Consider the following 18,882-nt stretch of genomic DNA (forward strand, 5'->3'; position numbering starts at 1 on the left):
TCGTCGACGACCGGGGGGCGGCTAGGTCCGCCTGGCGGTCACGTACTGCAGCTCGGTGAGGGTCTGGGCCTGCCCGTCGGCGGCGGCGGGCAACGACAGGCCAAGGGAGGCGGCCAATTCGGCGATGCCGATCGGCGACGTCGCCCAGCCGCGGCCGCTTAGGTACTCGACGACGTCGTTGCGGTCGCTGGCATACCACAGGTCGCTCATCTGGACGTCGAAGCCGTGCCGGCGCCACTGCTCGGTGACCTCACGCATGCGGTCGGCCATCGCCTGCACCGAATCGCTGCCGCCGCGCATGTTCTCGGTGGCCAGCTGGCTTCCCGGCGGGCTCAACGCAGAGATGTTGTCCAGCAACCGATCCTGCGCGTCGGGCGGAAGGAACGGCAGCAGGCCCTCGGCGCTCCACGCGGTGGGCTTGTCGGGATCCAGGCCCGCCGCGCGCAGCGCCGCCGGCCAGTCGTGGCGAAGGTCGACCGGGACCGCCCGCCGCTGGGCCGTCGGCGCGGCGCCCAGATCGGCCAGGGCCGCGGCCTTGAACTCGAGAACCCGGGCCTGGTCGATCTCGAACACGGTGGTCCCCGCCGGCCAGGGCAGCCGGTAGGCGCGGGCATCCAGACCCGACGCCAGAATCACCGCCTGCCGGACGCCGGCCTCGGCCGCGGCCATGAAGAAGTCGTCGAAAAAGCGGGTGCGCAGGCCCATCATGGCCACCATCCGCACCATCGAAAAGTCGCCGTTGTCGTCGACCGTCGCGGGATCCAGCTCGCCGCAGGCGAGCCGGGTGAAGAAGTCCACGCCGACCGCGCGCACCAGCGGCTCGGCGAACGGGTCGTCGATCACCGGGTTCTCGCCGCGACTGGCCAGCGCGCGCCCCAGCGCGACCCCGGTGGCGGTGGCGCCCACGCTGCTCGCCAGGTCCCAGGTGTCGTCGTCCGTCCGAGCCATCGGTGCCCCCCATGTCCGCCGTTTCGTCCGAGCCGTGCGCGAGGATACGCCCCGGCATGGAATGCTTGCCTCGATGCGGCATTACTACTCCGTAGACGCGATCCGCGACGCCGAGGCGCCGCTGCTGGCCAGCCTGCCCGACGGTGCCCTGATGCGGCGCGCGGCCTTCGGGCTGGCCACCCGAATCGCCGGCGAGCTGACCGCGCGCACCGGCGGGGTCGCCGGCCGCCGGGTCTGCGCGGTCGTCGGCTCCGGCGACAACGGCGGCGACGCGCTGTGGGCCGCGACGTTCCTGCGCCGCCGCGGCGCGGCCGCCGACGCCGTGCTGCTCAACCCGGAACGCGCCCACCGCAAGGGGCTGGCCGCGCTGCTGAAAGCCGGCGGCCGTATCGTCGAAAGCGTCTGCGCCACAACCGATCTCGTCATCGATGGGGTGGTGGGCATCTCCGGCTCGGGGCCGCTGCGGCCCGCGGCGGCCGAGGTGTTCGACGCGGTCGAGGCGCAGGGGATCCCGGTCGTCGCCGTCGACATTCCCAGCGGCGTCGACCCGGCGACCGGCGCGGTCAGCGGCCCCGCCGTGCACGCCGCGCTGACCGTCACGTTCGGCGGGCTCAAGCCCGTGCATGCGCTGGGCGACTGCGGCCGCGTCGAGCTGATCGACATCGGGCTGGACCTGCCGGACACCGACATGCTGGGTTTCGAGGCCGCCGACGTCGCCGCGCGCTGGCCCGTGCCCGGCCCCCACGACGACAAGTACACCCAGGGCGTGACCGGGGTGATGGCCGGCTCGTCGACGTATCCGGGCGCCGCGGTGCTGTGCACCGGTGCCGCCGTCGCGGCGACCTCCGGCATGGTCCGCTACGCCGGCAGCGCGCACAAGGAGGTCCTGGCGCAGTGGCCCGAGGTGATCGCCTCGCCCACCCCGGCGACGGCCGGGCGGGTGCAGGCCTGGGTCGTCGGCCCCGGGCTGGGCACCGACGACGCCGGGGCCGCGGCGCTGTGGTTCGCCCTGGAGACCGACCTGCCGGTGATCGTCGACGCCGACGGCCTGACCATCCTGGCGGCCCACCCCGAGCTGGTGGCCAACCGCACCGCCCCGACGGTGCTGACCCCGCACGCGGGCGAATACGCGCGGCTGGCGGGTAACCCGCCCGGCGACGACCGCGTCGGCGCCTGCCGCAAGCTGGCCGACACGTTCGGCGCCACGGTGTTGCTCAAGGGCAACGTCACGGTCATCGCCGACCCCGGCGGCCCGGTCTACCTCAACCCGGCCGGGCAGTCGTGGGCGGCCACCGCCGGCTCGGGCGACGTGCTGTCCGGGATGATCGGCGCGCTGCTGGCGGCGGGCCTGCCGCCCGCCGAGGCGGCCGCGGCCGCGGCCTTCGTGCATGCCCGTGCGGCGGCCCTGTCGGCGGCCGACCCGGGCCCCGGCGAGGCGCCGACGTCGTCGTCGCGGATGGTCCCGCACGTCCGGGCCGCCCTGGCCGCCCTCTAGCGAAAGGAACCGCTCGTGCCCCAACATCCGTCCCTGCCGGCGCACTCGATCGCCCCCGCCTACACCGGCCGGCTGTTCACCGCGCCGGTGCCCGCGCTGCGGATGCCCGACGAATCGATGGACCCGGAGGCCGCGTACCGCTTCATCCACGACGAGCTGATGCTCGACGGCAGCTCGCGGCTGAACCTGGCCACCTTCGTCACGACGTGGATGGACCCCGAGGCCGGCAAGCTGATGGCCGAGACCTTCGACAAGAACATGATCGACAAGGACGAATACCCGGCGACCGCGGCCATCGAGCAGCGCTGCGTGTGCATGGTGGCCGACCTGTTCCACGCCGAGGGCCTCAACGACGCCGACCCCTACAGCGCCTGCGGGGTGTCGACGATCGGCTCGAGCGAGGCGGTCATGCTGGGCGGGCTGGCGATGAAGTGGCGGTGGCGGGCGAAAGTCGGGAAGGGCTGGGAGGCCCGCCGGCCCAACCTGGTGATGGGCTCCAACGTCCAGGTGGTGTGGGAGAAGTTCTGCCGCTACTTCGACGTCGAGCCGCGCTACCTGCCGATGGAGGAGGGCCGCTACGTCATCACGCCCGAACAGGTCGTCGACGCCGTCGACGAGGACACCATCGGCGTGGTGGCGATCCTGGGCACCACCTACACCGGCGAGCTGGAACCCGTCGCCGATATCTGCGGCGCGCTGGACAAGCTGGCCGCGGGGGGCGGGGTGGACGTCCCGGTGCACGTCGACGCGGCCAGCGGCGGGTTCGTGGTGCCGTTTTTGCACCCCGAGCTCAGGTGGGACTTCCGGCTGCCCCGGGTGGTGTCCATCAACGTCAGCGGCCACAAGTACGGGCTGACCTACCCCGGCGTCGGTTTCGTGGTGTGGCGCAGCAAGGAGCACCTGCCCGACGAGCTGGTGTTCCGGGTCAACTACCTCGGCGGTGACATGCCGACCGTCACGCTGAACTTCTCCCGCCCGGGCAACCAGGTGGTCGGCCAGTACTACAACTTCCTGCGGCTGGGCCGCGACGGCTACACGAAGGTCATGCAGGCGCTGTCGGGGACGGCGCGCTGGCTGGCCGAGCAGCTGCGCGTCAGCGACCACTGCGAGCTGATCTCCGACGGGTCGGCGATCCCGGTGGTGGCGTTCCGGCTGGCCAAAAAGTGCGGCTACACCGAGTTCGACGTCTCGCACGAGCTGCGGACCTACGGCTGGCAGGTGCCGGCCTACACCATGCCCGACAACGCCACCAACGTCTCGGTGCTGCGCATCGTGGTGCGCGAAGGCCTGTCCGCCGACCTGGCGCGGGCGCTGCACGACGACGTCGCCTCGGCGCTGGCGTCGCTGGACAAGGTCAAGCCGGGCGGCCATTACGACGCCCAGCACTTCGCGCACTAGCCGCGCGGCGCCGGCGCGTGGCGCGCTTCTGGGACAATGGCGGCCATGCAAGGGCGCGCCGTTACGCCGACATCCCTGTCGCCCGGGGTCCTCGCCGAGGCCGTCGTGGACCTGGGTGCGATCGCGCACAACGTGCGGCTGCTGCGCGAGCACGCCGGCGCCGCGCAGGTGATGGCCGTCGTCAAGGCCGACGGCTACGGGCACGGGGCCACCGCGGTGGCCCGCACGGCGCTGGCCGCCGGGGCGGCCGAGCTGGGTGTGGCCACCGTCGACGAGGCGCTGGCGTTGCGCGCCGACGGGATCACCGCGCCGGTGCTGGCCTGGCTGCACCCGCCCGGCCTCGACTTCGCGCCGGCGCTGCTGGCCGGCGTGGAGCTCGGCGTGTCCTCGGTGCGCCAGCTCGACGAGGTGGCCGACGCGGCGCGCCGCACCGGCCGCACGGCGACGGTCACGGTCAAGGTCGACACCGGGCTGAACCGCAACGGGGTGGCCCCGGCGCACTACCCGGCGATGCTTTCCGCGCTGCGCGCCGCCGTCGCCGACGGCGCCATCAGGCTGCGGGGCCTGATGTCGCACATGGTGCACGCCGACCAACCCGAGAGCCCCGTCAACAACCTTCAGGCGCAACGGTTTTCCGAGGCGCTGGCCCGGGCGCGCGACGAGGGGCTGCGGTTCGAGGTGGCGCACCTGGCGAACTCGTCGACCACGATGTCGCGTCCCGATCTCGCCTTCGACCTGGTGCGGCCGGGCATCGCGGTGTACGGCCTGAGCCCGGTGCCGCAGCGCGGCGACATGGGCCTGATACCGGCGATGACGGTGAAATGCGCTGTGGCGCTGGTCAAGCCGGTCCGCGCGGGTGAGGGCGTGTCGTACGGGCACACCTGGATCGCCGAGCGCGACACCAACGTGGCGCTGCTGCCGATCGGCTACGCCGACGGGGTGTTCCGGTCGCTGGGCGGGCGGCTGGACGTGCTGATCAACGGCCGGCGGCGGCCCGGTGTCGGGCGGATCTGCATGGACCAGTTCGTCGTCGACCTGGGGCCCGACCCGGTCGACGTGGCCGAGGGCGACGAGGCCATCCTGTTCGGGCCCGGTACCGGCGGGGAACCCACCGCGCAGGACTGGGCCGACCTGCTGGGCACCATCCACTACGAAGTCGTGACCAGCCCCAGGGGCCGGGTCACCAGGACCTACCGGGAGGCCGAAGGCGTTGGGCCCTGACAGAACCCGCGGGCGCCAGAGGGAACGGGCTTGGCTTGCGGGAGGCGCCGGGCTGAGCGCCGTGGCGACCATCGTCGGAGCCTCCGTCGCCCGGTCGATGACCCAGCGCGCCACCGCGTTCCAGGACCCTTACGCCGACGAGGATTTCGACACGCTGGACCGCGACCGCAGCTACGTGGTGATCACCCCGGACGGTGTGCCGCTGGCCGTGCGCGAGGCGGGTCCCGTGGACGCCGATGTGACCATGGTCTTCGTCCACGGATTCTGTCTACGGATGGGAGCCTTCCACTTTCAGCGCACCCGGCTTCCGGACCGGCTGGGCCCGGGGGTGCGGATGGTGTTCTACGACCAGCGCGGGCACGGGCGCTCCGGCGAAGGCGCGCCGGAGACCTACACGCTGACCCAGCTGGGCCAGGACCTGGAGAGCGTGCTGAAAAAGGTCGCGCCCCGGGGGGTGATCGTGCTCGTCGGCCACTCGATGGGCGGCATGACGGTGCTGTCGCACGCCCGCCAGTTCCCCGACCAGTACGGCGGCCGGATCGTCGGCGCGGCGATCATCTCCTCGGCCGCCGAGGGCGTCACCCGGTCGCCGCTCGGCGAGATCCTGAAAAACCCTGCGCTGGAAGCCTTTCGGTTCACCGCGCGCTCGGCGCCCAGGCTGATGCACCGCGGCCGCAACGTGTCGCGGTCGCTGATCGGCCCGATCCTGCGGGCGGCCTCCTACAGCGACCTGCAGGTCAGCCGGAGTCTCGACGCCTTCTCGCAGCGGATGATGAACGGCACCCCGATCGCCACCATGGTCGGCTTTTTGGAGGCGCTGGAAAAACACGACGAGACGGCCGGGCTGTGGACGTTGCTGAAGGTCCCGACCCTGATCGCATGCGGCGACCACGACCTGCTCACCCCGGACGAATACTCGCGGAAGATGGCCGAGTCGCTGCCGCGATCCGAGCTGGTGATCGTCGACGGGGCCAGCCACCTCGCGCTGCTGGACAAGCCCGAGGCCATCAACGACGGCCTGGTGCGGCTGGTGCGCCGCGCCGTTCCGGGCAAGTGGGCGCTGCGATACCGGCGCCTGCGGGAACGGTTGCGGCGGAATGGATGACAGGGGCGGCACGGCCACGCTGGAGCGCGTCGAGGACACCATCGCGCTCGGGCAGCGGCTCGGGCGCGAGCTGAAGGCGGGCGACGTGGTGGTGCTCTCCGGGCCCCTGGGCGCGGGAAAGACCGTGCTGGCCAAGGGGATTGCCGCCGCGATGGACGTCGACGGCCCCGTCACGTCGCCGTCGTACGTGCTGGCGCGGGTGCACCCGCCGCGCCGCGGTGGCGCGCCTGCGATGATCCACGTCGACATGTACCGGCTGCTGGACCGCGACGGCGCCGACCTACTCGGCGAACTCGACTCGCTCGACCTGGACACCGATCTCGACGACGCGGTCGTGGTGGTCGAGTGGGGCGAGGGCCTGGCCGAACGGCTCGCCGAGCGGCATCTGGACGTCCGGCTCGAACGCGTCAGCCACTCCGACGTGCGGATCGCGACCTGGAATTGGGGCGGCCCGTGACGCTCGTGCTCGCCCTCGACACCTCTACCCCGGCCGTCACGGCGGGCGTCGTCCGCATGCCCGGGCTGGCGGTCCTGGCCGAGCGCGTCACCCACGACGCCCGCGCGCACGCCGAGCGGCTCACGCCCAACGCGCTGGCCGCCCTCGACGACGCGGCGCTGACGATGGCCGACCTGGACGCCGTCGTGGTGGGCTGCGGCCCCGGCCCGTTCACCGGCCTGCGCGCCGGGATGGCGACCGCCGCCGCGTACGGGCACGCGCTGGGCATCCCGGTGCACGGGGTGTGCAGCCTCGACGCCATCGGCGTGCGGACCACCGGCGACGTCCTGGTGGTCACCGACGCCCGCCGCCGCGAGGTCTACTGGGCCCGCTACCGCGACGGCGCCCGCACCCACGGCCCCGCCGTCAACGCGCCCGCCGACGTCGACCCCGGGCCGGCGCGCGCGGTCGCCGGCTCACAAGAACACGCCGCCCTGTTCGGCCTGCCGCTGGCCGGGCCCGAGCGGCCCACCCCGGCCGGCCTGGCCGCGGCCGTGGCGGACTGGTCGTGCGACCCACCGCCGCTGGTCGCGCTGTACCTGCGCCGCCCCGACGCCAAGCCGCTGGCGGCGCGGCGATGACCGCCTGCAGCGAGCCCGTGACCATCGGCGCGTTGACCCCCGCCGACGCCAAGCGGTGCGCCGAGCTCGAGGCGGTGCTGTTCCCCGGGGACGACCCCTGGCCCGCGGTGGCGTTCAACCGGGAACTGGCCAGCAAGCACAACCACTACGTCGCCGCGCGCGCCGGCGACACGCTGGTCGGCTACGCCGGCATCTCCCGGCTGGGCCGCACGCCCCCGTTCGAATACGAGGTGCACACCATCGGCGTCGACCCGGCCTACCAGGGCCGGGGGATCGGCCGCCGGTTGCTCGACGACCTGCTGGCCTTCGCCGACGGCGGCGCCGTCTACCTGGAGGTCCGCACCGACAACGAGGCCGCCATCGCGCTGTACCGCAGCTCGGGTTTCGAGCGGATCGGCTTGCGCCGCCGCTACTACCGGGTCAGCGGCGCCGACGCGTACACGATGCGACGGGAGCCCACGTGATCGTCTTGGCCATCGAAACCTCTTGCGACGAAACGGGAGTCGGCATCGCGCGCCTCGACGGCGGCACCGTGACCCTGCTGGCCGACGAGGTGGCCTCCAGCGTCGACGAACACGTCCGCTTCGGTGGGGTGGTTCCCGAGATCGCCTCCCGCGCGCATTTGGAGGCCCTCGGCCCCACTATGCGCCGCGCCCTGGCGGCGGCCGGCGTGACGAAACCCGACGTCGTCGCCGCCACCATCGGGCCCGGGCTGGCCGGCGCGCTGTTGGTGGGGGTGGCCGCGGCCAAGGCGTATGCCGCGGCGTGGGGGGTGCCGTTCTACGCCGTCAACCACCTGGGCGGGCACCTGGCCGCCGACGTCTACGAGCACGGGCCGCTGCCCGAGTGCGTGGCGCTGCTGGTGTCCGGCGGGCACACCCACCTGCTGCACGTGCGGTCGCTGGGCGAACCGATCGTCGAGCTGGGAAGCACCGTCGACGACGCCGCCGGCGAGGCCTACGACAAGGTGGCGCGGCTGCTGGGGCTGGGCTACCCGGGCGGCAAGGCGCTCGACGACCTGGCCCGCGCCTGCGATCGCGACGCCGCGGAGATCCCGGCGTTCCCGCGCGGTATGACCGGCCCCGCCGACGACCCGTACGCCTTCAGCTTCTCGGGGCTGAAGACCGCCGTCGCGCGCTACGTGGAAAGCCATCCGGACGCCGCGAGCGCCGACGTCGCCGCCGGCTTCCAGGAGGCGGTCGCCGATGTGTTGACCAAGAAGGCGGTGCGCGCCGCGACGGACGTCGGCGTCCAGACCCTGCTGATCGCCGGGGGAGTGGCCGCCAACTCGCGGCTGCGCGAGCTGGCCACGCAGCGCTGCGCCGAGGCGGGCCTGACGCTGCGGATCCCGCGGCCGCGGCTGTGCATCGACAACGGCGCGATGATCGCCGCGTTCGCCGCGCACCTGCTGGCCGCCGGGGCCGCGCCGTCGCCGCTGGACGTCCCCAGCGATCCCGGCCTGCCGGTGCTAAAAGGCCAGGTGGCGTGATCGCTTTGGGCGAACACGCGGGAAGCAGCGGGCCGCCCTTGAGTGCTAGCACTCTCCTGTATAGAGTGCTAGGTGGCAATCGGACGATCCCCTGTGCCGGCACCCGCGACGACGGCGCGAGGGCACGAACGAATGCCGATCACCTGATAAATCGGACGGTTCGGGGCACGCTCGGACCGGCCGCCCAACCCCGGTCCGGATTCCCGGACCCGCTACCAATTACTGGAGGGCTCCAATCGTGGCGAAGGTGAACATCAAGCCACTCGAGGACAAGATCCTCGTGCAGGCCAACGAGGCCGAGACCACGACCGCGTCCGGTCTGGTCATTCCTGACACCGCCAAGGAGAAGCCGCAGGAAGGCACCGTCGTGGCAGTCGGCCCCGGCCGGTGGGACGAGGACGGCGAGAAGCGTATTCCGCTCGACGTGTCGGAGGGTGACACCGTCATCTACAGCAAGTACGGCGGCACCGAGATCAAGTACAACGGCGAGGAATACCTGATTTTGTCGGCACGCGACGTGCTGGCCGTCGTATCCAAGTAACTCGCGTCCCGCCCCGGCGATCCCTGCGTTGCTACGCGGGTGATTTCCGGGGCGGCATGCGTTCGTAGCCGGTGAGGGAACCTGATGAGCAAAGTTATTGAGTACGACGAAACCGCCCGCCGCGCCATGGAGGCCGGCGTCAACAAGCTAGCCGACGCGGTCCGGGTGACGCTGGGGCCGCGCGGTCGGCACGTGGTGCTGGCCAAGGCATTCGGCGGACCCGCCGTGACCAACGACGGCGTCACCGTCGCGCGCGAGATCGACCTGGAAGACCCGTTCGAAAACCTCGGTGCCCAACTGGTCAAGTCGGTGGCCACCAAGACCAACGACGTCGCCGGCGACGGCACCACCACCGCGACCGTGCTGGCGCAGGCGCTGGTCAAGGACGGCCTGCGGATGGTCGCGGCCGGCGCGAACCCGATCGCGCTGGGCGTCGGGATCGGCAAGGCCGGCGACGCGGTGTCGGAGGCCCTGCTCGCGGCGGCCACCCCGGTGTCGGGCAAGGACGCCATCGCCCAGGTGGCGACGGTCTCCTCGCGCGACCCGCAGATCGGCGAGCTGGTCGGCGAGGCGATGACCAAGGTCGGCGCCGACGGCGTCGTCAGCGTCGAGGAGTCGTCGACGCTGAACACCGAGCTGGAGTTCACCGAGGGCGTCGGCTTCGACAAGGGCTTCCTGTCGGCGTATTTCGTGACGGACTTCGACTCGCAGGAGGCGGTGCTCGACGAGCCGCTGATCCTGTTGCACCAGGAGAAGATCAGCTCGCTGCCGGACCTGCTGCCGATGCTGGAGAAGGTCGCCGAATCCGGCAAGCCGCTGTTGATCATCGCCGAGGACGTCGAGGGCGAGGCCCTGGCGACGCTGGTCGTCAACTCGATCCGCAAGACGCTGAAGGCCGTCGCGGTCAAGGCGCCGTTCTTCGGTGACCGGCGCAAGGCGTTCCTCGAGGACCTCGCGGTGGTCACCGGCGGTCAGGTGATCAACCCCGACGCCGGGCTGCTGCTGCGCGAGGTCGGCACCGACGTGCTGGGCTCGGCCCGCCGCGTGGTGGTCAGCAAGGACGACACCATCATCGTCGACGGCGGCGGCTCCAAGGACGCGGTCCAGGCGCGCATCAAGCAGCTGCGCGCCGAGATCGAGAAGACCGACTCGGACTGGGATCGCGAGAAGCTGCAGGAGCGGCTGGCCAAGCTGGCCGGCGGCGTGGCCGTCATCAAGGTGGGGGCCGCCACCGAGACCGCGCTCAAGGAGCGCAAGGAAAGCGTCGAGGACGCCGTCGCGGCGGCCAAGGCCGCCGTCGAGGAGGGCATCGTGCCCGGCGGCGGGTCGGCGCTCGTTCACGCCCGCAAGGCGCTGCAGGAGCTGCGGTCCTCGGTCAGCGGCGACGAGGCCCTGGGCGTCGACGTGTTCTCCGAGGCGTTGGGCGCACCGCTGTACTGGATCGCCACCAACGCCGGGCTGGACGGCGCGGTCACGGTCAACAAGGTCGGCGAGCTGCCCGCCGGGCAGGGCCTGAACGCCGAGACGCTCAGCTACGGCGACCTGCTCGCCGACGGCGTCATCGACCCGGTCAAGGTGACCCGCTCGGCCGTCGTCAACGCGGCGTCGGTGGCCCGGATGCTGCTCACCACTGAGACGGCCGTCGTCGACAAGCCCGCCAACGAGGATGACGACCACGGGCACGGGCATCACCATCACCACTGAGTGGCGCTAGAAACGCACCGAAACGAATGACCCCACGTCTTTCACGGGGGGTCATTCGTTTCGTTGGAACACGGCGCGCGAGCTGATGGAACTTACCGACATTTGACGTTGAGCTGGAAGGGTTTCGGTGGACTCGAGTCCTTCGTGTCCTCTGGGACCGCCTCGCCGGTGATTTCATACATGCCGTCGTGTTCGGAGACCTTCGCGTCGCGTGCGACGAGCGACTTTCCGGTCGAGTTACCCAGATCTATGTCCCTCACGCCGGAACCTCCCGGCGCGAGGCGGACGTCGATGCCCGCGGGCAAGTCTCCCACCGTGATGACGTCACCGCCGGCGTGAGAACTACACGAAATCGCACCCCGAACGTCCTGCTTCTTGTCCCCGATTACGAGGCTGACGTCATCGCCCGGCACGGTCGAGCAACCAGCCACCCATGACAGGCTGGCCGCCGAAATCAACAACACCGCCAGTCGTTGCACTGCTCCGCTCCGATGGCCGTCGGAATTGTCATTCAACACACCCAAGACGTGAGTGACTGCCGGACAACGAAATAATGCTTGGGCTGTACGTCCTGCACCGCCGAGACGGCCGCTGTCGAGAAGTCGGCTGAGGAGGACGACCACGGCCTCGGTCATCTGGCCGGGGGGTTTTCGTGGCTCAGCCGCGGGTTTCCGTCCGCGGTTGATCTTGGCAATCAAAAGACGTACTAGCCCGCCCGCGGCGATTGTTAAGCTGGCTACACCATGAGGGGGGCACGAGCGTGAGCTATCCGCAGCAGTGGCCACCGCAGCCGCCGCGGTACCCGCAGCAGTACCCGCCGCAATGGCCCGCGACGTACCCGCCGCCGGTTCCAGCGCCGGCTCGCGCGCCGCGCAAGACCAATGTCGCGCTGATAGTTCTGCTTTCGGTGGCGGCGATGATCGTTCTCGTACCGGTGGCGTTGGTCGGGTTCTTCGTGGTGCAGGACATGGCCCGCGACGGGCGCGGCGAAAGCCGGAAAGCCGCCTCCCCGGGGGACTTCGACGTCGTGTGCGATGGCGGGTCGATCAGCAACGCCGCCGCGTACGGCAAGCCGTACAAGATCGCGGCGTTCGCCCCGGACGACGAGCCGGACCCGATGCGCGAAATCACAGGTGTCCACTGGCGCGCGGTGACACTCGATGCCGGTGCCGATTACCGGATGAACACCGACGACCTCCAGTCCACGAATGTCGTTGCCTGCCTTACCCGTAAATCCGGTACCGAGGTGAAGTCCCGCACCTGCGACATGAAGACGGACGCCGGCGAACACGTCGGCATCGACTACTACGCCGTGCAGTACGACATCGAACTCCGCGAGGCGCGGACCGGCAAGCACATCGAACAACTGGGAACGGTCGACGGTCCCACGACCAGCTGCCCGTTCTATGTGTGGGTCAACAAACGCGATCGGAAGACATACGCGGAACCCGATGCCGCGGCGGTGAGTGCCAAGCTCGCCGAATTCGCGCATCGGTGACACCCATGGGGTGCTTCGCCGCCGGGGCCGCCTGCGTCCAGACATAAATCACGCACACTCACCTCGGCGTGTCGTCGCAGACGTCGACGTGTCGCGATGGCCTGTGATCGACGGCCGACCCCCGGAATGCGAACGGCGCCCGACGGCGTTGCAACAATGCGTGACTATTCGCCTCGGATTGCAGATTCCCAACTTCTCCTACGGCACACCGGTTGCCGAACTGTTCCCCGCCGTCCAGGCTCAGGCCCGAGAGGCCGAGGCCGCGGGGTTCGACACCGTCCTGCTGATGGACCACTTCTACCAACTGCCGGGGCTCGGTGAGCCCGACGAACCCATGCTGGAGGCCTACACCGCGCTGGGCGCCCTGGCCACGTCGGTCGAGCGGGTGCAGCTGTCGACGTTGGTGACCGGCAACACCTATCGCAACCCGACCCTGCTCGCCAAGGAGATCACGACGCTGGACGTCGTCAGCGCGGGGCGCGCGATCCTCGGCATCGGGGCGGGATGGTTCGAGCTGGAGCACCGGCAACTGGGCTTCGAGTTCGGCACGTTCACCGAGCGGTTCGAAAAGCTCGAGGAGGCGCTGCAGATCGTCGTCCCGATGCTGCACGGCGAGCGACCCAGCTTGTCCGGCAAGTGGTATCACACCGAGGGCGCGATCAACGAGCCGCGGTATCGGGACCACATTCCGGTCATGCTCGGCGGGAGCGGCGAAAAGAAGACGTTCCGGCTGGCCGCCCGCTACGCCGACCACCTCAACATCATCGCCGACATCGACCAGCTGCCCGGCAAGCTCAGCGTGCTGCGGCAGCGCTGCGCCGAAATCGACAGGAACCCGGCAACTTTGGAAACCAGCGCCCTGTTGACGATCGTGCTCGACGGCTACGGCGCCCCCAGCAACATCGGCGAGGCTCAGGGCGGCCGCGCCATCGCGGGCACGCCCCAGCAGGTGGCCGACGAGATTCAGCGCCGGGTGCTCGGCGCGGGCATCGACGGCGTGATCGTCAACCTGCCGACGCATCGCTACACGCCCGGTGTCATCACAGCGGTAGGGGAGGCCCTCAAGCCACTGGTCGACGCGCAGTCGGGTAATCGGGTCACGGCGCACTGAGCAGAGCCGCGCGTCCTCGCACGCAGCCTGTTGATCGTGGAGCGGCGCGGGCGGGTGATGCGCTCGCCTTGTCGCCCAGTCGACGGGGAGCACACGTGCGGCGAGTGGGATGGCTCAAATCGCTCGCGGTCAGGCCGACCGGCGGATGCCGCGCCCGCGGCCGATGTCGCCCTTCAGGAGGAGGTCGCGCTCGGACTCCGACAGGCCACCCCAAACGCCGTACGGCTCACCGACTTCCAGCGCGTGGGAACGGCATTCCTGGATGACCGGGCACTGGCGGCACATCTCCTTGGCCCGCTGCTCGCGTTGCATGCGGGCGCGGCCCCGCTCCCCGTCGGGGTGGAAGAACATCGAAGAGTCGACGCCGCGGCACAGGCCTTGCAGTTGCCAGTTCCAGATGTCGGCGTTGGGTCCAGGTAGCTGCTCCGGCTGTGGCATTGGATCGTTCCCTCTCTGCACGGCATCGCCCGCAGCGTCGGGCTGGCGAAGTGATTGTGCAACCGATTTCGGAGTGGGGTCACCGATGACTACCCGTCAACGGTAGAACTTAGGACCGACCGCGAATTTCCGTCAATAGCCACTTAGCCCGGCAAAATATGTAACCGTTAGAGCAGAATTAACTCATCGTTCATCTGTCACCGATTTACCGGCCGACAACCGTGCTACCAGGAGCTTCACCGAACCGTGATTTCCCAGCTCAGGCCGTCGGAAAGTGGCGAGAGCAATTAGCGCGCCGCCGATCATAATTAACAGCTCGGTAACACAAACAGCACGAAGTGTTTACTACCATCACCGTGATTGAAACTGGTCACACTTCCACGATCGAGCAAAAGCTCGCCGCGGCCGCCTTCGGGGACCGCCCCGGCACCTGGCCGCTGCCGGCGGCGGCCACGCCGCAGCAGCTGTGGTGGCGCGCCGTCGCCGCCGGCGGCCAGGGCCGCTACGGCAGCGCCTACCGCGACCTGGAGTTGCTGCGGCGCGCCGTCGCGGCGGGCCCGCTGCTGTCGCTGGCCCACAGCACGCGGGGATCGTTCCTGCGCCAGCTCGGCTGGCATGCGTCGGCCCGCGGCTGGGACGGGCGCGCGCTGGCGCTGGCCGGTGACCACCCCGAGGCCCGCGCCGACGCGCTGATCGGTCTGGCGGCCGACGCGCTGGGCGTCGGCCGCTTCGCCGCGGCGGCAACGCTGTTGGCGCGGGCGGACCCGACGCCCGGCGCCGTGCCGGATCGCCTGCCGGTGCGCCGCGGGTGGGTGGCCGCCGAGCTGGCGATGGCCTCCGGCGACGGCCGAACCGCCGTGCGCCACGCGGAGGCGGCGGTCGATCTCGCCGCAACCATGGCCCCGGCGTCGGTGCGGCACCGCGTCAAGAGCGACGTGGTGCTGGCCGCCGCGCTGTGCAGCGCCGGCAGCGTCGAACGCGCCCGCGTCGTCGCGGACGCCGCGCTGCGGGCCACAGAAGAGCTGAACCTGATACCGCTTCGGTGGGCGCTGGCGTGCTTGCTGATCGATATCGAAAGCGACACGTTTTCGGCACGGAAGCTGCACGAAATTCGGGATGTCTGCGCAGGCCAGGTGCGGCGCGCCGGGGGCGCGTGGCGTTCCGCTTGAAACGGCCCTCCGACCGTTATTGTCATTTGGTTAGTTAGCCCGCGATGTGTCCCATTCGTAACGTTGGAGCTACCGCCGTCGATGACAATTCAAGGGGAGCGTCTCGACGCTGTCGTTGCGGAGGCCGTGGCGGGGGACAGGAACGCACTACGGGAGGTGCTGGAGACCATCCGTCCGATCGTCGTGCGATATTGCCGGGCGCGGGTCGGCACGGTCGATCGGGGTGGCCTGTCGGCAGACGACGTAGCTCAGGAGGTGTGCTTGGCCACCATCACCGCGCTGCCGCGGTACCGGGAGCGGGGCCGCCCTTTTCTGGCCTTCCTGTACGGCATCGCGGCCCACAAGGTCGCCGACGCCCATCGGGCCGCGGGCCGCGACCTCGCCTACCCCTCCGAAACGATCCCCGAGCGCTGGTCGCCCGACGCGGGTCCGGAGCAGCGGGCGATCGAGGCCGATTCGGTCAGCCGGATGAACGAGTTGCTCGAGATCCTGCCCGCCAAGCAGCGCGAGATCCTGATCCTGCGGGTGGTCGTCGGCCTGTCGGCCGAGGAGACCGCCGCCGCCGTCGGCAGCACCACGGGCGCCGTCCGGGTCGCCCAGCACCGGGCGCTGTCGCGGCTCAAGTCCGAGATCGTCGCGGCAGGTGACTATGCCTGAGTTCGGTTACGCGATGCCCGACCAACCGGCCCTCGACGAGTTGGCGCGCACCGATCTGCTCCTCGACGCGCTCGCCGAGCGCCGCCCGGTCGACCTCGACGACCCCAACGACGACGCGCTGGCCGTTTTGATGGGCGACTGGCGCGACGACCTGCGGTGGCCACCGGCCAGCGCGCTGGTGTCGCCCGAAGAGGCCGTGGAGGCGCTGCGCGCCGGGCTGGCCGAGCGCCGCCGCGCCCGCCGCGGCCTGGCGACGGTCGGGTCGGTCGCCGCGACCCTGCTGGTGCTCAGCGGGTTCGGTGCCATGGTGGTCGAGGCCCGCCCCGGCGACACCCTCTACGGCCTGCACGCGATGTTCTTCGACCAGCCGCGGGTCAACGACAGCCAGATCGAGCTGTCGGCCAAGGCCGATTTGGCAAAGGTCCAGCAAATGATCGACCAGGGCCAATGGGCCCAGGCCCAAAATCAGCTGGCCGAGGTCAGCAGCACCGTGCAATCCATGAACGACGGGGCCAGCAGGCACGACCTGATGAACGAGGTCAACCTGCTCAACACCCGGGTGGAATCGCGCAACCCGAACGCGACGCTGCCGCCGTCGGCCACGAGGGCGCCGAGCGCCCCGGCCGCCTCGACCACGCCGCCCTCGACCACGCCTTCCGCCAAGCCGTCGAGCGCGGCGGCCACGACGCCCCCGTCCGCGAGTCCGTCCGTGACGCCGTCATCGGGCCCCTCGGCGACCACCACGACGACGAGCCCGTCCTCGGGCCGGCACCACCACCACGGGCACACGACCACGCCGTCGACGCAGGCACCCGACGACACGCCCTGACGCGCGCGGGCCGGCCTGCGGGCCGTTCAGTGGCGGTGGTGGAAATCGGCGTCCGACGTGGCTTCGTTGAGCGAGGCGTCGGCGTAGCCGCGGCAGTAATCCCACGTGACGTAGGAATCGGGTTCGGGGTCGTAGGCCGGCTCGTGCGGGCGAACGGTCCCGTCGATGAGCAGCTGTAGCAGGTTGGCCCGCAACATGTCCCAGTCGTGGTAGTGGTCCTGCTGGCACTCGTCACAGCACACCACCAGTCCGCGAATCCCCTTGTGCGCCAACAGGGCCTCGTAGACGGCCAGGTCGGCCAGGTCGGCCTCGACCGCCATCCGCTCCTGCTGGTCGAGCGGTTGTCCCGGCTCGACGGCTTCCAGCGCAGCCGACGGATCGCATGGGTCGTCGGCGAAGGGGTCGGGCGGCAAACCCGGTGGGAGGTGGTCGCGCACGCCCCTAGCCTACGCAAGCGGGCCGTCATAGCGCCAGCAGGCGACGATCCGCGCAGTCCGTATCGGGTGCGCCGGGCGGCACGCCCGAGCAAGCGGGTCCGGGGCCCCGCCGAGCCGATAGGATGGGCTTCTCACTCCGCATTCGTATGGAGGGTCCCACCGATGTCCCGTGGCACGTCCGACCTAGAAGACAGCTCCGCCCTGGTCGCCAGTGCGTACGTGCGCGACCCGCACATCCGGGGCCTGACCGACGACCCGGTGCCCACCGGGGGCGACAACCCGTACAAGATCGCGATGCTGGGGCTCACCTTCGACGACGTCTTGCTGCTGCCGGCGGCCTCCGACGTGGTGCCCGCCACCGCCGACACCTCAAGCCAGCTCACCCGAAAGATCAGGCTCAAGGTGCCGCTGGTCAGCTCGGCCATGGACACCGTGACCGAGTCGCGGATGGCCATCGCGATGGCCCGGGCCGGCGGCATGGGCGTGCTGCACCGCAACCTGCCCGTCGCCGAACAGGCCGGGCAGGTCGAGATGGTCAAGCGCTCGGAGGCCGGCATGGTCACCGACCCGGTCACCTGCCGCCCGGACAACACGCTGGCCCAGGTCGACGCGCTGTGCGCGCGGTTCCGGATCTCCGGGCTGCCGGTGGTCGACGACGCCGGCGCGCTGGTCGGCATCATCACCAACCGCGACATGCGCTTCGAGGTGGACCAGACCAAGCAGGTCGCCGAGGTGATGACCAAGGCCCCGCTGATCACCGCCCAGGAGGGCGTCAGCGCCGACGCGGCGCTGGGCCTGTTGCGGCGCCACAAGATCGAGAAGCTGCCGGTGGTCGACGGCCACGGCCGGCTGACCGGGCTCATCACCGTCAAGGACTTCGTCAAGACCGAACAGCACCCGCTGGCCACCAAGGACAGCGACGGCCGGCTGCTGGTCGGCGCCGCCGTCGGCGTGGGCGGGGACGCCTGGGTGCGGGCGATGATGCTGGTCGACGCCGGGGTGGACGTGCTGGTGGTCGACACCGCGCACGCGCACAACCGGCTGGTGCTCGACATGGTCGGCAAGCTCAAGGCCGAGGTCGGCGACCGCGTCGAGGTGATCGGCGGCAACGTCGCCACCCGGGCCGCGGCCGCCGCGCTCGTCGACGCGGGGGCCGACGCGGTGAAGGTCGGCGTGGGGCCGGGGTCCATCTGCACCACCCGCGTCGTGGCCGGCGTCGGCGCCCCTCAGATCACGGCGATTTTGGAGGCCGTCGCGGCGTGCGCGCCCGCGGGCGTGCCGGTGATCGCCGACGGGGGCCTGCAGTACTCCGGCGACATCGCCAAGGCGCTGGCGGCCGGCGCGTCGACCGCCATGCTCGGCTCGCTGCTGGCCGGCACCGCGGAGGCGCCCGGCGAGCTGATCTTCGTCAACGGCAAACAGTTCAAGAGCTACCGGGGCATGGGTTCGCTGGGCGCGATGCAGGGCCGCGCCGGCGGCAAGTCCTACTCCAAGGACCGCTACTTCGCCGACGACGCGCTCTCCGAGGACAAGCTGGTGCCCGAGGGCATCGAGGGCCGGGTGCCGTTCCGGGGGCCGCTGTCGTCGGTGATCCACCAGCTCACCGGCGGGCTGCGGGCCGCCATGGGCTACACCGGCTCGCCCAGCATCGAGGTGCTGCAGCAGGCGCAGTTCGTCCGGATCACGCCGGCCGGCCTCAAGGAAAGCCACCCCCACGACGTCGCCATGACCGTCGAAGCGCCCAACTACTACGCGCGGTGAACAG

At 70.8% G+C, this 18,882-nt stretch carries 20 protein-coding genes; 16 read left to right on the forward strand and 4 right to left on the reverse strand.

Annotation, left to right across the window (positions count from 1 at the left end):
- Positions 1 to 21: 21 nt before the first annotated feature.
- Positions 22 to 948: an SAM-dependent methyltransferase gene (locus tag AWC19_RS17490; RefSeq protein WP_085079313.1), complete on the reverse strand. Its 927-nt coding sequence runs from the start codon at positions 946 to 948 to the stop codon at positions 22 to 24.
- Between the two features lie 73 nt (positions 949 to 1,021).
- Here AWC19_RS17490 and AWC19_RS17495 point away from each other — a divergent pair, with 73 nt between their 5' ends.
- From AWC19_RS17495 to groL, 10 genes are all read left to right on the forward strand, one after another.
- Positions 1,022 to 2,443 (forward strand): NAD(P)H-hydrate dehydratase, encoded by a 1,422-nt coding sequence (locus AWC19_RS17495; protein WP_085079368.1) that lies wholly within the window; start codon positions 1,022 to 1,024, stop codon positions 2,441 to 2,443.
- Between the two features lie 15 nt (positions 2,444 to 2,458).
- Positions 2,459 to 3,841 (forward strand): glutamate decarboxylase, encoded by a 1,383-nt coding sequence (gene gad / locus AWC19_RS17500; RefSeq protein ID WP_085079314.1) that lies wholly within the window; start codon positions 2,459 to 2,461, stop codon positions 3,839 to 3,841.
- A 45-nt stretch (positions 3,842 to 3,886) separates the two neighbouring features.
- Positions 3,887 to 5,062 carry an alanine racemase gene (alr, locus tag AWC19_RS17505; protein ID WP_085079369.1) on the forward strand — a complete coding sequence of 392 codons (1,176 nt, stop codon included), beginning with the start codon at positions 3,887 to 3,889 and terminating at the stop codon, positions 5,060 to 5,062.
- 52 nt (positions 5,063 to 5,114) lie between these two features.
- Entirely contained in the window at positions 5,115 to 6,167 is a 1,053-nt protein-coding gene (locus tag AWC19_RS17510; RefSeq protein WP_211284943.1) for an alpha/beta fold hydrolase, read from the forward strand.
- Positions 6,160 to 6,624: a tRNA (adenosine(37)-N6)-threonylcarbamoyltransferase complex ATPase subunit type 1 TsaE gene (gene tsaE, locus AWC19_RS17515; RefSeq protein ID WP_085079316.1), complete on the forward strand. Its 465-nt coding sequence runs from the start codon at positions 6,160 to 6,162 to the stop codon at positions 6,622 to 6,624. The genes AWC19_RS17510 and tsaE overlap by 8 nt, the downstream gene beginning before the upstream one ends.
- 56 nt (positions 6,625 to 6,680) lie before the next feature.
- Positions 6,681 to 7,244, forward strand: a complete 564-nt coding sequence (gene tsaB / locus AWC19_RS17520; protein WP_245849088.1) for a tRNA (adenosine(37)-N6)-threonylcarbamoyltransferase complex dimerization subunit type 1 TsaB — start codon at positions 6,681 to 6,683, stop codon at positions 7,242 to 7,244.
- Positions 7,241 to 7,708 carry a ribosomal protein S18-alanine N-acetyltransferase gene (rimI, locus tag AWC19_RS17525; RefSeq protein ID WP_085079318.1) on the forward strand — a complete coding sequence of 156 codons (468 nt, stop codon included), beginning with the start codon at positions 7,241 to 7,243 and terminating at the stop codon, positions 7,706 to 7,708. The genes tsaB and rimI overlap by 4 nt, the downstream gene beginning before the upstream one ends.
- A complete protein-coding gene (tsaD, locus tag AWC19_RS17530) occupies positions 7,705 to 8,733 on the forward strand; it encodes a tRNA (adenosine(37)-N6)-threonylcarbamoyltransferase complex transferase subunit TsaD (protein WP_085079319.1) in 1,029 nt (342 codons plus the stop codon). The genes rimI and tsaD overlap by 4 nt, the downstream gene beginning before the upstream one ends.
- A gap of 238 nt (positions 8,734 to 8,971) precedes the next feature.
- Positions 8,972 to 9,274 (forward strand): co-chaperone GroES, encoded by a 303-nt coding sequence (gene groES, locus AWC19_RS17535; protein WP_007167930.1) that lies wholly within the window; start codon positions 8,972 to 8,974, stop codon positions 9,272 to 9,274.
- Between the two features lie 84 nt (positions 9,275 to 9,358).
- Positions 9,359 to 10,978, forward strand: a complete 1,620-nt coding sequence (gene groL, locus AWC19_RS17540; protein WP_085079320.1) for a chaperonin GroEL — start codon at positions 9,359 to 9,361, stop codon at positions 10,976 to 10,978.
- 92 nt (positions 10,979 to 11,070) lie between these two features.
- Here groL and AWC19_RS17545 read toward each other — a convergent pair whose 3' ends face one another.
- Positions 11,071 to 11,613 (reverse strand): lipoprotein LpqH, encoded by a 543-nt coding sequence (locus tag AWC19_RS17545; protein ID WP_085079321.1) that lies wholly within the window; start codon positions 11,611 to 11,613, stop codon positions 11,071 to 11,073.
- 125 nt (positions 11,614 to 11,738) lie between these two features.
- Here AWC19_RS17545 and AWC19_RS17550 point away from each other — a divergent pair, with 125 nt between their 5' ends.
- Together AWC19_RS17550 and AWC19_RS17555 are read left to right on the forward strand one after the other, a co-directional pair.
- Positions 11,739 to 12,476 carry a hypothetical protein gene (locus AWC19_RS17550; protein ID WP_245849078.1) on the forward strand — a complete coding sequence of 246 codons (738 nt, stop codon included), beginning with the start codon at positions 11,739 to 11,741 and terminating at the stop codon, positions 12,474 to 12,476.
- A 160-nt stretch (positions 12,477 to 12,636) separates the two neighbouring features.
- On the forward strand, positions 12,637 to 13,587 hold the full coding sequence (locus AWC19_RS17555) for an LLM class F420-dependent oxidoreductase (RefSeq protein ID WP_085079371.1): 951 nt from the start codon (positions 12,637 to 12,639) through the stop codon (positions 13,585 to 13,587).
- 129 nt (positions 13,588 to 13,716) lie between these two features.
- Here the strand turns inward: AWC19_RS17555 and AWC19_RS17560 are convergent, their stop codons facing one another.
- Positions 13,717 to 14,025, reverse strand: coding sequence for a WhiB family transcriptional regulator (locus AWC19_RS17560; RefSeq protein WP_085079322.1), 309 nt, complete (start codon positions 14,023 to 14,025; stop codon positions 13,717 to 13,719).
- 356 nt (positions 14,026 to 14,381) lie between these two features.
- Here AWC19_RS17560 and AWC19_RS17565 point away from each other — a divergent pair, with 356 nt between their 5' ends.
- The 3 genes from AWC19_RS17565 (at position 14,382) to AWC19_RS17575 (ending at position 16,680) form a co-directional block, all read left to right on the forward strand.
- Entirely contained in the window at positions 14,382 to 15,194 is an 813-nt protein-coding gene (locus AWC19_RS17565; protein WP_085079372.1) for a hypothetical protein, read from the forward strand.
- An 81-nt stretch (positions 15,195 to 15,275) separates the two neighbouring features.
- Positions 15,276 to 15,851: a sigma-70 family RNA polymerase sigma factor gene (locus tag AWC19_RS17570; protein ID WP_085079323.1), complete on the forward strand. Its 576-nt coding sequence runs from the start codon at positions 15,276 to 15,278 to the stop codon at positions 15,849 to 15,851.
- Entirely contained in the window at positions 15,844 to 16,680 is an 837-nt protein-coding gene (locus tag AWC19_RS17575; protein WP_085079324.1) for an anti-sigma-D factor RsdA, read from the forward strand. The genes AWC19_RS17570 and AWC19_RS17575 overlap by 8 nt, the downstream gene beginning before the upstream one ends.
- 26 nt (positions 16,681 to 16,706) lie before the next feature.
- On the opposite strand, the gene AWC19_RS17580 is transcribed toward AWC19_RS17575, so the two are convergent.
- The gene (locus AWC19_RS17580; protein WP_085079325.1) at positions 16,707 to 17,117 is read right to left on the reverse strand and encodes a DUF5319 domain-containing protein; all 411 of its coding nucleotides are present in this window, start codon (positions 17,115 to 17,117) and stop codon (positions 16,707 to 16,709) included.
- Positions 17,118 to 17,279: 162 nt separating this feature from the next.
- Between AWC19_RS17580 and guaB the strand changes: the two genes are divergently transcribed.
- Positions 17,280 to 18,878: an IMP dehydrogenase gene (guaB, locus tag AWC19_RS17585; protein WP_085079326.1), complete on the forward strand. Its 1,599-nt coding sequence runs from the start codon at positions 17,280 to 17,282 to the stop codon at positions 18,876 to 18,878.
- The last annotated feature ends 4 nt before the right edge of the window (positions 18,879 to 18,882 follow it).

Source organism: Mycobacterium palustre (assembly GCF_002101785.1).
Taxonomy (GTDB): Bacteria; Actinomycetota; Actinomycetes; order Mycobacteriales; family Mycobacteriaceae; genus Mycobacterium; species Mycobacterium palustre.

Bases quoted from the DNA above. Each gene is read 5' to 3' on its own strand.
- groL (WP_085079320.1), top strand. From the start codon at position 9,359: ATGAGCAAAGTTATTGAGTACGACGAAACCGCCCGCCGCGCCATGGAG.
- AWC19_RS17490 (WP_085079313.1), bottom strand. From the start codon at position 948: ATGGCTCGGACGGACGACGACACCTGGGACCTGGCGAGCAGCGTGGGC.
- tsaB (WP_245849088.1), top strand. From the start codon at position 6,681: ATGCCCGGGCTGGCGGTCCTGGCCGAGCGCGTCACCCACGACGCCCGC.
- rimI (WP_085079318.1), top strand. From the start codon at position 7,241: ATGACCGCCTGCAGCGAGCCCGTGACCATCGGCGCGTTGACCCCCGCC.
- guaB (WP_085079326.1), top strand. From the start codon at position 17,280: ATGTCCCGTGGCACGTCCGACCTAGAAGACAGCTCCGCCCTGGTCGCC.
- AWC19_RS17495 (WP_085079368.1), top strand. From the start codon at position 1,022: ATGCGGCATTACTACTCCGTAGACGCGATCCGCGACGCCGAGGCGCCG.
- AWC19_RS17570 (WP_085079323.1), top strand. From the start codon at position 15,276: ATGACAATTCAAGGGGAGCGTCTCGACGCTGTCGTTGCGGAGGCCGTG.
- alr (WP_085079369.1), top strand. From the start codon at position 3,887: ATGCAAGGGCGCGCCGTTACGCCGACATCCCTGTCGCCCGGGGTCCTC.
- AWC19_RS17545 (WP_085079321.1), bottom strand. From the start codon at position 11,613: ATGACCGAGGCCGTGGTCGTCCTCCTCAGCCGACTTCTCGACAGCGGC.
- tsaE (WP_085079316.1), top strand. From the start codon at position 6,160: ATGGATGACAGGGGCGGCACGGCCACGCTGGAGCGCGTCGAGGACACC.
- AWC19_RS17560 (WP_085079322.1), bottom strand. From the start codon at position 14,025: ATGCCACAGCCGGAGCAGCTACCTGGACCCAACGCCGACATCTGGAAC.
- AWC19_RS17575 (WP_085079324.1), top strand. From the start codon at position 15,844: ATGCCTGAGTTCGGTTACGCGATGCCCGACCAACCGGCCCTCGACGAG.